Source organism: Paenibacillus favisporus (genome assembly GCF_040545415.1).
Lineage (GTDB): Bacteria > Bacillota > Bacilli > Paenibacillales > Paenibacillaceae > Paenibacillus_AQ > Paenibacillus_AQ favisporus.
Genome location: NZ_JBEPLV010000004.1, coordinates 147,406 through 163,525, shown reverse-complemented (window position 1 = coordinate 163,525; position 16,120 = coordinate 147,406). Strand labels below are relative to the sequence as shown.

The 16,120-nt window shown below is 54.9% G+C and carries 13 protein-coding genes; 6 read left to right on the top strand and 7 right to left on the bottom strand.

The window, feature by feature from the left end; genetic code table 11:
• Positions 1-19: 19 nt before the first annotated feature.
• On the top strand, positions 20-757 hold the full coding sequence (locus ABID47_RS18705) for a response regulator transcription factor (RefSeq protein WP_354499002.1): 738 nt from the start codon (positions 20-22) through the stop codon (positions 755-757).
• Positions 735-2,150, top strand: coding sequence for a sensor histidine kinase (locus ABID47_RS18700; RefSeq protein WP_354499000.1), 1,416 nt, complete (start codon positions 735-737; stop codon positions 2,148-2,150). The genes ABID47_RS18705 and ABID47_RS18700 overlap by 23 nt, the downstream gene beginning before the upstream one ends.
• Positions 2,151-2,191: 41 nt before the next feature.
• Here ABID47_RS18700 and ABID47_RS18695 read toward each other — a convergent pair whose 3' ends face one another.
• The 3 genes from ABID47_RS18695 to desA form a co-directional block, all read right to left on the bottom strand.
• Positions 2,192-2,791: a response regulator transcription factor gene (locus tag ABID47_RS18695; RefSeq protein ID WP_116233021.1), complete on the bottom strand. Its 600-nt coding sequence runs from the start codon at positions 2,789-2,791 to the stop codon at positions 2,192-2,194.
• Positions 2,788-3,930, bottom strand: a complete 1,143-nt coding sequence (locus tag ABID47_RS18690; protein WP_354498998.1) for a sensor histidine kinase — start codon at positions 3,928-3,930, stop codon at positions 2,788-2,790. The genes ABID47_RS18695 and ABID47_RS18690 overlap by 4 nt, the downstream gene beginning before the upstream one ends.
• Positions 3,931-3,999: 69 nt before the next feature.
• Positions 4,000-5,058 carry a Delta(5) desaturase DesA gene (gene desA / locus ABID47_RS18685; protein WP_354498996.1) on the bottom strand — a complete coding sequence of 353 codons (1,059 nt, stop codon included), beginning with the start codon at positions 5,056-5,058 and terminating at the stop codon, positions 4,000-4,002.
• A 283-nt stretch (positions 5,059-5,341) separates the two neighbouring features.
• Here desA and ABID47_RS18680 point away from each other — a divergent pair, with 283 nt between their 5' ends.
• Together ABID47_RS18680 and ABID47_RS18675 are read left to right on the top strand one after the other, a co-directional pair.
• Complete coding sequence (locus ABID47_RS18680) at positions 5,342-6,310, top strand: hypothetical protein (protein ID WP_116233023.1); 969 nt, start codon at positions 5,342-5,344, stop codon at positions 6,308-6,310.
• Between the two features lie 205 nt (positions 6,311-6,515).
• Positions 6,516-7,259 (top strand): MBL fold metallo-hydrolase, encoded by a 744-nt coding sequence (locus ABID47_RS18675; protein WP_354498994.1) that lies wholly within the window; start codon positions 6,516-6,518, stop codon positions 7,257-7,259.
• Between the two features lie 77 nt (positions 7,260-7,336).
• Here the strand turns inward: ABID47_RS18675 and ABID47_RS18670 are convergent, their stop codons facing one another.
• The gene (locus ABID47_RS18670) at positions 7,337-10,705 is read right to left on the bottom strand and encodes an S-layer homology domain-containing protein (protein WP_354498992.1); all 3,369 of its coding nucleotides are present in this window, start codon (positions 10,703-10,705) and stop codon (positions 7,337-7,339) included.
• A gap of 463 nt (positions 10,706-11,168) precedes the next feature.
• Positions 11,169-12,140, bottom strand: a complete 972-nt coding sequence (locus ABID47_RS18665) for an acetylxylan esterase (protein ID WP_354498990.1) — start codon at positions 12,138-12,140, stop codon at positions 11,169-11,171.
• Between the two features lie 292 nt (positions 12,141-12,432).
• Between ABID47_RS18665 and udk the strand changes: the two genes are divergently transcribed.
• Positions 12,433-13,068, top strand: coding sequence for a uridine kinase (gene udk / locus ABID47_RS18660; RefSeq protein ID WP_089549327.1), 636 nt, complete (start codon positions 12,433-12,435; stop codon positions 13,066-13,068).
• A 193-nt stretch (positions 13,069-13,261) separates the two neighbouring features.
• Here the strand turns inward: udk and ABID47_RS18655 are convergent, their stop codons facing one another.
• Positions 13,262-14,176 (bottom strand): polysaccharide deacetylase family protein, encoded by a 915-nt coding sequence (locus ABID47_RS18655; RefSeq protein ID WP_354498988.1) that lies wholly within the window; start codon positions 14,174-14,176, stop codon positions 13,262-13,264.
• Complete coding sequence (locus tag ABID47_RS18650; protein WP_354498986.1) at positions 14,148-15,470, bottom strand: MFS transporter; 1,323 nt, start codon at positions 15,468-15,470, stop codon at positions 14,148-14,150. Before ABID47_RS18650 ends, ABID47_RS18655 begins: the two co-directional genes overlap by 29 nt.
• 241 nt (positions 15,471-15,711) lie before the next feature.
• On the opposite strand from ABID47_RS18650, the gene ABID47_RS18645 reads away from it, so the two are divergent.
• On the top strand, positions 15,712-15,996 hold the full coding sequence (locus ABID47_RS18645) for a hypothetical protein (RefSeq protein WP_354498984.1): 285 nt from the start codon (positions 15,712-15,714) through the stop codon (positions 15,994-15,996).
• Positions 15,997-16,120 lie beyond the last annotated feature (124 nt).

The window sequence follows — 16,120 nt, the reverse complement described above, 5'->3', positions numbered from 1 at the left end:
AATCCGGGAGGTACATGGGATGAACAACAGTTACGTCATCGCCGTGGTCGATGATGATGTACATATAAGGGATCTTGTCGAGGCGTATTTACAAAAAGAAAACTACCGCACGGTCGGCCTCGGCAGCGCGGAAGAGGCCTGGGCTCTGTGGCGGACGTCACCGCCGGACATGTGGGTCCTGGATATCATGCTTCCGGGCATGGATGGCTACGAATTTTGCCGGCGGATCCGGCAGGAAGCGGAAGTGCCGATCATCATGATCTCGGCCAAAGACAACGAGGTCGATAAAATATTGGGCCTGGAGCTGGGCAGCGACGATTACCTCGTCAAGCCATTCAGCCCCCGCGAGCTCGTCGCGCGTATCAGACGGCAGCTCCAGCGCTGGTACAAGCTGAGCGGATCCGGCGATGCCGCAGCGGGCCTGTCCTATCCGGCCCGGATCGAAACGGGAGGGCTGCAGCTGATCCCCGACGAACGGCGCGTATTCTGGCACGGGGAAGAAGTGGACATGACCAGCAAGGAGTTCGCGATGCTTCAGGTGCTGGCCGAGCATCCGAACCGAGCCTTCACGCGGGACGAGCTGCTGACCCGGGTCTGGGGCGACGACTATTTCGGCAGCGACCGGGCGGTCGACCACTTGATCAAACGGATGCGCAAAAAGCTGGAGCATGTGCCGATCGAAGCCATCTGGGGACATGGTTACCGGTTAAGACACGAAGGAGGAGACGCTCACGATGAAGCTCGTGCATCAGATTAATTTGGCCTTCGGGATCGCGCTGCTGCTGGTCCTGTCCGTTACGGCCGTGGTGATCCATTTCGTCCTGCTGGACCACCTGATCGGCTCCCAGAAGGAGGACCTGAAGGCCATGGGAGCCGTCATGTCAGCCAAACTGCGGGTCGACACGATTCAAACTGTTGCCACGGATTGGTCGTCCACAACGATGCCTGCCTTACCGGTTAAAATGGCGGACACCAGCGGAGTTGCGGCCATTTTCACGGATATCCAAGGCAAAAGCATGCCTGTAACCGCTCCGAACGCCGCCATGAAAATCACTGAGGCTGTAAAGGGCGTTTCCGGCGAGCAGGTCTTTAAGGACATCGTAGACGGGACGGACAAGAGGTTTATTACATCCGTGAGCGTCATGCCGCAGGGAACGCTTACGCTGCTTACGCCGGTAAGCCGCGTCAAAACGATTGAACAGGCGCTGCTGAAGCGGCTGCTGATTATTTTCGGCGTCGGAGGCGCGTTCATGGTCGCGTTCAGCTTGTTTATTACAAAGAAGCTGATCCGGCCGCTCATGAGCCTGCAGGAGGAGCTGATCAAGGTCAAGGAGCGTCGGTTTTCCGAGGTTCGCTTCATCAGAGCTGGAGGCGAGATCGGCTCCGTGGCGGAGTCCGTGTATGACATGGCCGGGGAGCTGGACCGGTTTAACCATGTGCAGAAGCAGTTTTTCCAAAACGCGTCGCATGAGCTGAAAACCCCGCTGATGTCCATCGCGGGTTATGCGGAAGGCATTCGTGACGGGGTATTTGAAGGTAAGCGCATCCGCAAAGGCCTCGATATCATCATCAGCGAAAGCGGCAGGCTCAAGAAGCTGGTAACGGAGATGACCCTGCTTGCGAAGCTGGACAGCGAGGAAGATGTATTCCGCAAAAACGCTGTATCCCTGAAGGAACTGATCACTGAAGCTTCGGAACGCATGAATCCGCTGCTGGTCAAGAAAGGGATCCGGCTGCAGATCGATTACGCCCCGCCGTCCGGGCCATTCGAGGTCGTGGCCGACCGGGACAAGCTGCTTCAGGCACTGCTGAATATCATGTCCAACGCTGCCCGCTATGCCGTTGAGCAAATGAATGTACACGCCAAGGTCGTGGAGGGTCGGATCGAAATGACCATCAGCGACGACGGGCCCGGCATTCCGGATGAGCTTCTCCCCTTTCTTTTCCACCGATTCGTAAAGGGCAAGGACGGGGAGTCCGGCCTGGGGCTGGCGATCTCGCGGGCGATTGTGGAGCGTTGCGGCGGGATCATTGCCGCAGGCAACCGGCAGGAAGGCGGGGCTGTGATCTCGATGAGCTTTCCGGCAGCTCCAACGGCTGCAGGGTCCAATACAAAAATGCCCCCTGGAAACGGACCCGGTAAACCTTAAGGTTCATCCAAAATCCATTCCAAGGGGCCATCGGGATCGAATCATTTGAACCAGCCCTTCTCTTTAAAGCGCGTGATGGCTTCCACCCGATTCGTGACTTGAAGCTTATCCAGAATAACGGAAATGTAGTTCCGGACCGTTCCTTGCGTGATATCCAATTGACTGGAGATTTCCTTTGTGTTCTTGCCATCGGCAATGAGGCCGAGCACGTCCTTTTCCCGTGGGGTAAGCGGGTTCTCCTGACCGGAAGCATCGTCCACGAGCTCTGTCGCATAAATCCGTCTGCCCGCCATGATGCTCCGAATGGAACTTGCCAATTCTTCGCTGGGGCTGTCCTTTAACAAATATCCATATGCCCCGGCCTTAATGGCCCGCTCGAAATAGCCAAACCGTGCAAAGGTCGTCAGAATCATCACCTTGCAGCCGCTTCCTTTCAGTTCCTCGGCCGCTTCGAGCCCGCTCTTCCCCGGCATTTCGATATCCATGATACAAATATCCGGCTTCAGCTGCTGAACCAGCTTCACGGCATCCTCGCCGTTGCTCGCTTGGCCCACAACCTGCATATCCTTTTCCAAATTGACCAGCGAGGCAAGCGCGCCCCGCACCATTCGTTGGTCCTCGGCTATAACGATTCGGATCATATGATGACCTCCTTATCCGGGTGTTTAACGGCGTTCGGCACTTTAATGATCACTTTCGTGCCCTGATCGATGCCCGCGGCGATTTCCATGCTGCCGTTTACGAACTCCAGCCGTTCTTTCATCCCGCGCAGACCGCTTCCTCTGGCCAAGACCGGGTCCGTTTGGATTCCAATCCCGTTGTCGATGACCTTCATCGTCAGCTCGGTTGCAGACGACTCGATGACGATCGAGCAGACGGTGGCGCCGCTGTGTTTGACCACATTCGTCACCGCTTCTTTCAGGCACATGCTCAGCACATTTTCAACCAATAACGAAGTATTGCTGAGAATCGGGTCCCCTGCCATGACAAATTCAATCTCAGCCGCCTTAAGGATCTGCTTGACGCGGAACATTTCATCTTCGAGGCGCGTGCCGCGCATCTGCGTGACCATGTCCCGCACTTCTTTCAAAGCATTTCTTGCCGTTTGACGCACATCATTGATCTCGGACTTCGCCTGAGCCGGGTCGGTGCTGATTAATCTGCCGGCCAAATCACTCTTCAGCCCGATAAGGGACAGCTTCTGACCGAGCGTATCATGGAGGTCGCGGGCAATCCTTTGGCGTTCCTCCAGCTTCACCAGTTCGGAAATCCGCTTATTCGCATCCTCCAATTGTGTCTCCAGTTTCCCTCGCTTGTTCCGATAGTATGTGGTGACAGGCAGCAGAATCACCGCGATCAGACTGATCAGGACGAACGGAATTTGGGTAATCATGACGGGATTCTGCGTCACATATTCATAATTCACCGTAACCATCGTTGTGACGAGATGAATCGTATACAGCGTAACGAATCCAACCCGGTGATGAATATTTCCGATAAAGAATGCAACGAAGAGCGCGAAATAGACATATCCGAAGATCAGGGTCATGGCCAAGGATATCAGAATCTGAATGGACGTCCAAAAATATAACCACCAGCCCTTGGATACAAACGACAACACATAGCAGCCGAAGAACGCCAGAATCATCAGGGTGCCAAACACCACATGAACCGTGGACGAAGAACGAAATATGAAGTAAAAAGGGAAAATATAAAAGATGACCCACACATACGGACTAAGTCCTGTGCTCCTGTGGAAAATTTGGTACCATTTCTGCAAGGCCGCTGCCCCCCCGATGTGCGAACGATAGTATTCCTTGTAGTTTATCATAAACGCGGGATCACAGCGCTATTCCCCTTGTATGCTTGCTCTGTTGGCTTTGATCGGTTTAGCTCCACGCTCGGTTTGCCGCCGACCAAGTTTGATCTGCTTAAAGCTGACAAATGTTTTGTTCTCCTCATCCCACAGCCGGAATTTAAGAGAGGCCAAGCTCGTCGCGAGCGTAATTGTCGTAGCCTTCTGAAGCGGCGGCGTCGAATTATGCGCCTTCTCCAAATTGTAATTGGGCACCTTCGGGCTCAAATGGTGGACATGATGGAAACCGATATTGCCTGTGATCCACTGCAGCACCTTGGGCAGCTTGTAGTACGAGCTTCCTTCCACCGCAGCTTTTACGTAGCTCCATTCGTCTTCATTTTCAAAGTAGGAATCTTCAAACTGATGCTGCACGTAAAACAGCCAAATGCCCAGCATCCCGGATACGAATAAAATCGGGAGCTGTACCATCAGAAACGCCTCCCAGCCTACCGCCCAGCACATCACTGCATACAAACCGACAATCGCTGCATTCGTCACATGGGTGTTGATGCGTTCCTTCCGCTTCGCTCCTTTACGGTTAAAACGGTACGATATGACAAACACGAAGATCGGCCCGAGTCCGAGCATAACAACCGGGTGGCGATAGAAACGGTAAGCGAGTCTCCTCGTCCATGACGCCGCGGCATATTCATCCACGGTCATCACCCACATATCGCCGATCCCCCGTTTATCCAGGTTGCTGCTCGTGGCATGATGAATGGAGTGCTCGTTCTTCCACTGCTGGTACGGAACAAGCGTCAGAATCCCCGTAATCATACCCATGATTTCATTGGCCCGCCGATTCTGAAAGAATGAATAGTGGCAGCAGTCGTGAAAAATAATAAAGGTCCGAATGGCGAATCCGGAAGCAATCAGGGTTATAGGAATCGTTATCCAATACGATACGGATAAGCTTAAATATGCGGCGTACCAGAGTAATAACAGAGGTCCTAGGGTTGTCACGACCTGCATGATGCTCGATTTCGTATTGCTTTTCTCATAGGGGGCCATTTCTTTTTTTAGATTGGTGACCTTGGTTTGTGTTTTCATCTGTCTTCCTCCCTGAATGAAGCATGCCGTCATACTCGGGGCTTCCGAGGACGTCTTCTAGCCTAAGTATAGAAAACCAGACCGTCACCGAGTAGTCATGAACATCAGGTAGGGAGTATGACAAACGTCATATACCGGGGGTGTGAGAGACAAGCGAATAGGCACCTTAGCGAGGCTCGGAAATAATACATCTTCTCTTTCGAAGAAACAACCCATAGGCGGGTGTCATCACGGGCTCCATGTGAATAGGTTATAGTATTAAATTCAAATATGGAGGTTCCCCATGATTACGAATGGACATCCGTACGGGCCGTGCTGGCAGCCATGCGTGGACCCGTATGCTTATGCTTACAACCAGCGATCCTCTTATCCATACGCCCTTCCCTATACGTGGCCCCAGTACGTTTATCCGGTTCCCTACCGCACGTACTACGCATACGACACGAACGGGCAGCTCAACTCCTATCCTTATCCGTTTGCCCCCATCGCTCCACAGCCGTTCCCCTATGATTGGAACCGGGTTGAACCTACGCCCCAAGGCTACAAATTCAAGATTAACCCTACTACCGAGAAAACAGAGCTGGCAAAGCCCGAGAATACGGCAGTCAAACCTGAGGCCGTAAAGGAAGCTCCTGTGAAAAGTGAAGCGGTAAAAAGCGAACCCGTCAAGGAAAAGGCCGCGAAAGAAGAGCCAGTGAAAAGCGAAGCCGTAAAGGGTGAGCAAAAAGCCGAATCCACCAAAGGGGTCCAGATGAACACCTCGATGGAAATCGGCGGCAAACACGGCGTTGGAGTCAGCGCCAGCGGCCAGATGGACAGCACCGGCGTCAGCACCCAAGCCGGCACGCATGTCGGCGGCGAAGCCTACGGGCTCGGCGTTCAAGGTGAAGCCGGGGTAAGCGGCAGCCATGGCCTCAGCTTCGATACCGGCGCCCAATTGGGCGGCAAGTACGGCCTGGGCGTCCACGCCGACGGACATGTCGGCATCAAGCAGGGAATCGGCTTGAATACGGAAGCCCAGCTTGGCGGAGACCACGGCATCGGTGCCTATGTGAACAGCCAGGTTGGCGGCGGGCAGGGGGCCGGCGTCAGCGCAGGTGCCCATGTGGGCGGCGATCACGGTCTCGGGGCACATGCCGGGGCGCAAGTTGGCGGCGGTAAAGGCGTCAGCTTTAAGGTCGGCGGCAATGTCGGCAGCCATGACGGCGAGCTCGGCCTGAACTTTGGAGGCTCCGACAAGAAAAAATCCTAACGTTTTGCAAGTATAGCGGGAGGCCTATTGGCCTTACCGCTTTTTTTTATGTGGGGTCCGGTCCCTTCGCTGCCTGGTCCGGGAATGTTTTTTTCGAGCGGCACGCTGTTCACGTATCCTTACGCCCGCTTGGATCGTTATTCTGGTAGGGAGATGTATCTTCGCAGCCCATTCGCTATGAACTGACTATAAAGGAGGTGTTCCCTTGATCATTGAACATGGTGCAATCATGCTGGAACTGCAGATTGACGGATTTGGTGGCCCCCAAACGATACACCCTACACTTGTTTGGGACGGACTTGATGCGGTGCTGATCGATACCGGTACGCCCGGCCAGTGGGGGAAGATCCGGACCGAAATGGAGCGGCACGGCGTTCCGGCAGAGCGACTGCGGGCCATATTGCTGACCCATCAGGATATCGATCATATCGGCAGCCTGCCGGAGATTCTGGAGGAAGCGGGATTCAGCATCAACGTATACGCCCACCCGTTGGAGAAGCCGTATATCGAAGGCGAGCTCCCATTAATGAAGGCCACCATGGAGCACATGGCCTGGCAGCTGGAAGGCTTGCCGGAAGGTGAGCGCAGGCAGATTGTCTCCTTCCTGATCGCCAACCTGCCTAAGGGCAGGGTCGATCACACGCTGGAAGACGGGCAGGTGCTGCCCTATTGCGGAGGAATCGAGGTAATCTATACACCGGGACATACGCCGGGACACCTCAGTCTGTATCTGCACCGGAGCCAAACGCTCGTTGCCGGGGATGCAATGTTCAGCGTTAACGGCAAGCTGATGGGACCCCACCGCCCTTCCACGCCGGATATGGACGCGGCGGTACATTCGCTGCAGAGGTATCTGAATTACGAGATCGAGAACGTCATTTGTTATCACGGCGGATTCGCCCGGGGCGCCATTCGGGCTCAACTTGAAGCGCTGGTGGGTATGGACTGAGCCCCATCGGCTGGAACATAAAAGCTGCCGGGATATTCCCGGCAGCTGCTTCAACATGTTCTATAGTGTTTATACGATCAGATGAGGCCTGACTTCTCCAGCAAACGCTGAAGGATCTCGGCCGTTTCCGCTCGGGTGATCTCTTTTTTCGGCTGCAGCTGAGCGCCAAGGCCGTTCAAGAGCTCGTTCTGAGCCGCTTCGGCCACGGCCTGGGCCGCCCAGCCCGACACAGCCTGACTGTCTGTAAATGCGGACAATGCTTGGTTTAAGCCTTCCTGATCGGCACCGGTTTTCAGGCGGGCCAGCTTACCGGCCCGGTTGAACATGACCAGCGCCTCCTCGCGGGTAATCGTATGGCCTGGACGGAACGTGCCGTCGCTGTAACCGTTCACGATGCCGTATTTTTGGGCGAGCGTGACGGCCTCCGTATACCAGTCGCCCGGCTTCACATCGGCATAGCTGCTTGATTGGCTTCCGCCGGCAAGCCCTAACGCGCGGACCAGAATGGCCGCGAATTCTGCGCGGGTCACCGTACGGTCAGGACTGAATCGGCCATCCCCGATTCCCTGCAGAATCAGGCGGGAGGCAAGGTCCTGTACGACCTCTTGGATATGCCCGCTCACATCGCTGAAGCTTGTGCTGTAGCCAACCAAGGCGAACGTACCGCCGGTTACGCTGCTCACGACCGCACTGCGGCTGCCATTCTCTCCGGTCAACCGGGTAGGCACCGGATGCACGGTTCCGTTCTCGTCCAGCATGACTCCCGTGGACACCATACCTTCACTTGCTGCCGGAATCGGCAGGATGTGCTGCACATAAGTGCTGTACGGGCTAACGTTCAAGGTTTGACCCTGGAACGAAGCGGCAATCCGGAAATCGACCGGTCCGGTCACCAGCTGCAGCCCCATTTTTTGGGCGGCTGCCTGCAGCTGTGCTGCCTTTGCCGCGTCATACCCGGCGATGGTGATCTGGACGTTCATGCCCGTAACATCACCTGAAGCTTGGAAGAGCCGGGTTAGTCTTGACGTGCCGATCTCAGAAACCGGAATCTGATAACTTCCGTTTGCGGTTTGGATCACCAGCTGACTGGCGCCGTTTTCCAGAGCCCTCAGCGATTCTGCTGTCAGCCCCACCGTCGTTGTATTTGCCGCCTGCATGACCGGAATGGTGACGGATTGTCCCGGCCCGGCCTGGCTCAGCATGGCCTGCAGCTTCGACGAATCAAGGACCGCCGTTACGGACGTCTGCCCGTTATTGGTAGAAGTCGTCGTTTGAAGCACTCCATCGTAAGACTTACCGTTCACCACGATCGGCGCAGGAACGCTGGCAGTCGAATTTCCCGAAGACGCTGGCGTGGTTGAGCCGCCAGTGCTGCCGCCGCCGTTATTCGATCCGCCGCTGCCACCCGAGCTATTGTTGCCACCGTTACTTCCACCGCCGTTAGATCCGCCGTTATTGCCGGAGCCGTTATCTCCTCCTCCGCCGTTTCCGTTATCGCCACCGCCACCTGGAGGAGTTACCGGCGCCCATACCGCATAGAGCGTTATATTTTCCGAGCCGACCGAAATGGTGTCGCCTTCCTTATACAGCGTGCCGCTTCCGTCCGAATGCTGGCTCCACCCGGCAAAATCGTACCCATCCTTCTTAAGGCCGCCGGAGTTCCCCTGAACGGTTACGCTATCCTCAGTACCATAAGCTTGTCCGTCCACAGGGACTACGCCTTCTGTGCTGCCATTACCGTTGTAGGTCACTGTGTACTGGCCATGACCGGGATCGGAGGGATTCTCATCCGAGACCGTTACCGGTCTGAAGCGGATCGCCTGGTTGCTTTCGATCATAGACATGCGATGCGAATAGAGGAGGTAATTTAGGGACAAGCCCTGAGCGGCTTGAATGCCGATCGTTGAAGCCTCGCCGTCATCGTATTCGCCGTTTTCTATCGTGATGTTCGGATACTGATACTGCACATCCCCATTTTCGAATAGAATCGCCTGGAACGTAATCGGGGCATCGTCATTATAAAAATACATATTGTTCCATTGGACGATAAACTTCCGGTCCCCTTCCTCCCCGATCGTTTTCGTCAGGATTTTGGAGTTTGGGTCGGTAGGATTCAGCCTCAGACCGGATACGTAGGCCTGCAGAGCAGGCGGTGCATCTACATCCGGATAATTCTCTGGACCCGGAGTGGAATAATTGTCAAAATAAATTCCTCCGTTGATATCGATCCAGATCTGGCCATGCTTCTCCCCATAAAACGGAAATTCGAACGGAAGTTCGACCTCCTTGGACGTATTGTAGGTTTGTTCGCCGAAATCGACCGCCTGTCCATCGTCCGCATTCAAGCTGTCGTCCATCCCATTCAATTGTTCTACGGTGTACGGGACAAGAGGATCAGCGTCTACTTCAAAGTAAGTATGGATCTCGTTGCCCTCGAGGAGCGTTTTACTTGGGAAACGGTTCACCCCGGTAACCGGCTTCACCAGAGCCGATCCATAAGGGTCACCGTCAACGGTGGCCTCGACGAGGTAAGGTCCGCCCTTCGGCAGGTTTACCTTATAATGGACCATGTGTGTTTCTTCATCGTATTTAAATCCTTCATCGCCTTCGCCTACGGAGGTCCCGAGGCTGTCTCCGCTCGCCACCAACACTCTCAGGTCGTCCACCGATCCGGGTTCAATGGGGATATCCCCTTCAACGGTCGCCATTGGGCTCCACGTATAATCGACGCTGTCCACAATCTCTTCGCTGTTTTCATTGCCGGGAACCGCCGCCACACTTGTGCTATCCCCTTGCGGTACATCGGAGCTAAATGATTCGATACCGATTCCAGGCAAACCCCCAGGCTCCCCGGAGTTCCCGGGAATCGGATCGCCTTGCCCCGCATCTCCGGTTTCACTTTCGCCGCTTTCATTTCCGCCGGTACCGCCGCCGGTTTCTCCGGAATCCGAGCCTACAGTTCCCTCATTGCCGCTGCTCGTGCCCCCGGTCGTGCCGTCGCCGACTTCGCCGCTAGAGTTGCCCGGCTCTTCACTGCCGCTATCTGCTCCGCTCGATCCGCCAGTCCCGCCAGAGGTCTCAGGGGATGATCCATCCCCTTCCGAACCGCTGCCGTTCATTTTAATCGTCTCCACCCGGAACGTAACTGGATGCGGGTCATCCAGATCAACGTGCGGAATCCATTGATTTTCGTACGGATTAATGGAAATGACGAAAGGCTCATTCGGCGGGCCCTCGCTGGTGTCCTCGTGCAAAAGGTCTTCCTGATCGTTATAGGAGCTAACCCTCAGCTTGTATCCCTCACCATAATCGTTGTCGCTAACATAAAAAACAAACGGGTCCTCCTGCGGCTCCACTGCAATTTCGGCAAATGCCGCCACCGGGTACAGCTGCTGCAGGCCAAACATAAGCACGGCTCCCAGACTTAGCTTTCTTAATCGGTGCATTTCCTATCTCTCCTTGCTCTTTCAGATATGAAAATTGTCCCAACCCCAAGCCAGCATGAGTCTTTCCGTCTAGGTCTTTTGAATCGGGATCAAAAAGGCATCCCTATCGTAGCAAGGCAAACAGGCACCAACAATTAACGAAAGTTAACTGGGCCGCCAAAATTCGATATTTTTTTCTATCGGGTCGTACCCCCATTCTAAAAACTATCCATTTCTGTAACCCGTACCATTAAACAGACGCCAAAAGGCATTCCCTGGCCAATATTTAGCCTCAAGGAATACCTTTGATTAAGGAGCAAGTAGGTTAGAAAAAGGAGTGCAAAAAAGTCCGCTCCATGACAGCCGGTTGTCGAACGATGCAATGCATTCGATCAGTGCAACGCCGGAATGAAACGCAGCCTCTTTTACAGCCTAAGAGCTAGCCAATCAATCCACCGCTATTATCTGCGGCTATGATACGCGACTATTCCTCCTGGAGCCCCTTCATAAACTGCACGATCTTGTCGTTCAAGCCAGGGAGACCTTCGTGGCCGAAATCCGGATAGATTTCAAGCTTCACAGACGACTTCATTTTGTTAATGGCGGCGAACTGGGTCGATGGCGGGCAGATCGTGTCCATCAGTCCTACGCCAACCATGACGTCGGCCTCAATGCGCGAAGCCAGGTTCTGAATGTCAATATAGCCAAGCTTGGTGAAAATTTCGTCCTCGCGCTGATGCTGCGGGTCGAACTTGCGGAAATAGGTACGGAGTTCCTCGTACGCATGAACGCTGAGATCCATCTCCCATACCCGCTTATAATCGCTCAGAAACGGATATACCGGGGCCGCCCTCTTGATTCTCGGCTCCAGCGCGGCGCACGCAATCGTCAGTGCTCCGCCCTGCGACCAGCCCGTCGCCCCCACGCGGTCTGCGTCGACCTCCGGGAAGCCCATCACGATCGCCGCCAGCTGTGCGGTGTCCAGGAACACGTCACGGAAAAGCAGCTTGTGCGGGTCCTTGTCGCTTAGGCCGCGAATAATATGTCCATGGTGCGTGTTGCCGACCACACCGCCCTTATCCTCGGACAAGCCGCCTTGGCCGCGGACGTCCAGCGACGCGATGGAGAAACCCATCGCCGGGTAGACCATTTTATCCATCCAATCCCCGCTGTCTCCCGTATAACCGTGAAATTGCAGCACGGCCGGGTGAGGCTGGGCGGCTCCTTTTGGCCTGGCATACTTGGCATGAATCCTCGCGCCGTTCACCCCGGTGAAATACAGCGAAAAGCATTCGGCAAACGGCACTTCAAAATCCGCCGGAACGAGTTCCACCTGCGGATCAACAGCCCGCATTTCTTCCAGTGCCTGCGACCAGTATGTATCAAAATCATCCGGCTTCGGATTTCTTCCTTCATACTGCTTCAACTGGGACAGCGGCATATCTACGAGTGGCACAATCATCAACCTTTCTTTGTTTACAAAGTCAATTTAGTAATTTTTAATCTTACTTACATTCGCCCGTTAACGTTTTATTTCCTGCCCGTGCCTGCAACCAATAAGAAGCCATTCTCGACATGGTTTGCTAACCCATCCATTACAAGTTTTTTCCATGGCGCTCGCCTTGCTCACTCAACTACCTTACCATTTTTCTCATAACCCCGATAAGGTGAAAAAAAGCAGCAGCTGTGCTACAATACTTGGGTTATAGTTGCAGGTGGCAATTCATTTAGGGGGTACACGACTCGTCATGCTTATTATTGGTATCGCCGGCGGCACTGGCTCCGGCAAAACGACGGTGGCCCGTTCGGTCATCGATCGTCTCGGTTCGGGAAAGGTCACCTTCATTTCCCAGGACAATTATTACAAGGACAACCCTCATCTTAGCCTGGCGGAACGGGAGCTGATCAACTATGATCATCCGTTCGCCTTTGATAATGAACTACTTATCGAGCATTTGAGCCAGTTAAAAGAAGGCCAAACCGCTTACGCGCCGGTGTACGACTTTACGGTTCACGCCCGCTCCTCGGTCGACAAGGTGGAGCTGACGCCGAACAATATCGTCATCATCGAAGGCCTTCACGTCCTCTCGGACGAGAAGCTGCGCGAGATGCTCGACATCAAGGTGTTCGTCGACACCGATCCGGACGTCCGCATTCTGCGCCGCGTCCTGCGCGACATTGAGGAACGCGGACGCAGCATCCAGTCGATTCACCAGCAGTACCTGGCGACGGTAAAGCCGATGCACGAGGCCTTTATCGAGCCATCCAAAAAATACGCCGACCTCATCATTCCCGAAGGCGGGGAAAACGAAGTCGGCATTCAGCTGCTGTCGATCCTGACGGAGAAGTTCCTGACGGGCGACCGGAACTGGTCGGACATCTAAACTCGGCTTGAGCGGTTTATAGAACCGTTGATTCTCAGCGGGCAGCGAACAATAAACCGGACAAGCCAATACAGCCCTTCGCAATCGTGTGCGAAGGGCTGTTTTCTATGCACGAAAGGAACATATTTATGCCAAAAAATTGAAGCCTTATCCTCTCCGCACAACCGGCAGCCGTGCCCTCTAATCCGCCGACCTATTTCCGGGTCAACTCCCGGATCAGCCGGAAAGCCGACCTGAAGCGCGGCCGTCTCAGATGCTCATGGACATAGCCGTAATGGGTCAGCTCCACGCCGGCGTCCTTCAAGCCGTACGCAAAATCGTCATCAAAGGGCAGCCGGAACTCCCATACCCGCTTCTCCCACTGCGGAATGTTGGCCAGCATCCACGCATCCTCCGCTCCGGGATGAATGTAGGTCTCTGATACCCCTTCCGGCAGGGCGTACAGCTTGGCGATGATCGACCGTTTGAAGCTGTCATATGTCTCCCCTTCCACCAATCCGAAGGGATGGGACAGGAGATAATCGGGGATTGGCACCCCGAAGGTATCCGCCAACGCCGCCGCTTTGGCTACTGGGCGTTCAATGCCGCTCAGCGAACGAAGGAGCGGGTCATCGGGGTGGATGTAGCGGAAAAAGCGGGAAGGCAGGCCCCAGCGTGAAATTTTCCAAAAGGTCTGGGGCAGCAGGCTGCGCCCCGTCTCCATACCGTACAGGCTGCCCATGTGGTTGTCGACATGGCTGATTCGAATGCCGGCAAGCTTGACCCGTTCGTACTGGGCGTCGATCTCCTTCACGACGGCGCCCGTCTCTGCGCCCAGCTCAAATTCCCTGACCGTCCGGTACTGCTTGCCTTCGGCGTCATGCAGCGACGGGTGCCCGGTCAGACTGCTCCAGCGCAGGGCGTCGAACTCGCTCGTCAGGGTCAGGTGCAGCCCCACATTAGGCTGCTGCCGGCGCGCGGCCCAGTCGGCCGCCTCTTCAAAACCGGGCGCCACTGCCATGATCGTCGCCGAGGAGACCTTGCCCTCCTCGAGCAGATGCATGATGGCCCGGTTCATCGCCGGGCTCTGCCCGAAATCGTCACAGTTGATGATGAGCCTCTTGGCCATGCTTCACCTCTCCTTTCCCCGTCATATGAAATTCAAACCGGGCCATAAAAGATATCACAACCGATATGACCAATAAGCATAACGGCACGACACTGATCAGGTAACGAAACGTCGCTTCCGGATTCGATCCCGGATTGTCACCGCTTTCATAACCAAAGATCAGGCCGACCACGTAAAAAGCCAGCGCCGAAATCAGCCCGCTTGACCGGGTAATGAACCCGCTGACTGCCGTATAAATGCCCTCGCGCCGCCGTCCGGTCCGCTCCGCATCCTCGTCGATAATACGTCCGCTGACCATCGCCGGCGTGACGAGGAAACCGGCCAAACCAAAACCGACCGCAATGCCGGCCGCCACGCCGCTCACCAGGTTATAACCGAACCAGAGCGGAATGACCGACAGACCGTACAGGATGAGCGACAGCCGCCAGGCTTTCACGCCGTCCATCCGGCGGACGATCCAGTACCAAACGCCTACGAGCGGAATGACCGATACAAACACGGCCGCCAGCAGAATCGACACCTGGCCCTCCGAAATCCGCAGCACGTATTTGGCGTAGAACGGGATCATGGAGCTGACCAGCCCGTTTACGGTTTGGGCGAACGAGTTCGATACGTTGAAGACCCAAAACTTCTTGTTGCTGAGCGTTTCCTTAAAGGCGGCGCCCAGCTTCATCGGCTCCGGCCTGCCAGGGTCCCGCTGCTCCCGCACGCTAAGCATGCAGATGAGCATGCAGATGCCGAACACGAAAGCATACACGATCGCCATATTGGAGAAGTTGATCGCCGCGTAAATGATAGGCGTCAGGGCAGTGGCGATGAGAAGAGCCAGCACCTGATAGCCCTGCTGGATAGCGGAGGCTTTGGCCCGGATCCGGTCGCCGCGGAACAGCTCGGGAAACAGCGCCCCGTAGTTGACCCACAGAACGGTCGCCACCGCCTCATACAGCACCAGCGTCACCAGAAACCAGGTGAACAGCCCGTTTTGCGATAATCCTCCCGGCGGGGAGAAGACCAACACGAAGGTAAGCATAAACAGCGGAATGGAGGCAAACACCCAAGGCCTGCGCCGACCGTAGCGCGTCTCGGTCCGGTCCGACCAATAGCCGAACAGCGGATTGTTCACCGCATCCCAGATCAGGAAAATGGTTCTGGCGAGCGTGGCGAGCCCGACGCCGAGTCCCAGCTTTTCCACGTAAAAATAGCTGTAAAACGAACTGAATGCCTGACTCGGAACCATCATCGCAAACATCCCCAGCGCAAAGGCGTACGGCGAATTTACCCATCGGCGCGCCATGTGTATTCCTCCCCTACGAGAATAGGCTTCTTGGCCTAAGGCCTTACTGAAATACTATTCAACAAATGGATGATTTTACCTTTGCGAAGCAGCGAAAAACCATTTTTTAACCAACCCTCTGGATGTTAAAGCGTTCTATATCATAAGCTATCATTTGATCAGCAGATCCTAAGCTTTGTCCTATGCAGTTCACCAATGACAAGCAAAAAAATAAGACAATTAACTACCAGGAGGGATACCAATGGCATTGGTCGTCGGAGCGATCATCGTACTCGCTGCGTTAAGCTTAGCCTTTGAGCTCAGCAGGGGGAAATCGGCGAAAAGAAAATACATGGTGTGGGGAATCACGACGATGCTGCCAATCGCATTTGTATTTTCGTGGCTCGTTGCGTTAATATACGGGGACTGGATCGCCCATGACGGGTTCGCCGCCATCGGCCTCATGATGCTCCTGATTCCGCTGTTCTTTTTGACCGGGGTGGTTCTTTTGCTGGTCGGTCTCTTTACGAAGGAGAAGCAAAGCTAGATAACAAGCTGTTATCCTTCCTCATTCGGATACATTCGCAATAAGTACAATTGCCAAGACGTCCCGTACTAAAACAAAAATACTCCGGCTCTACGTGGTAGAGCCGGAGTGCGATGAACAACTA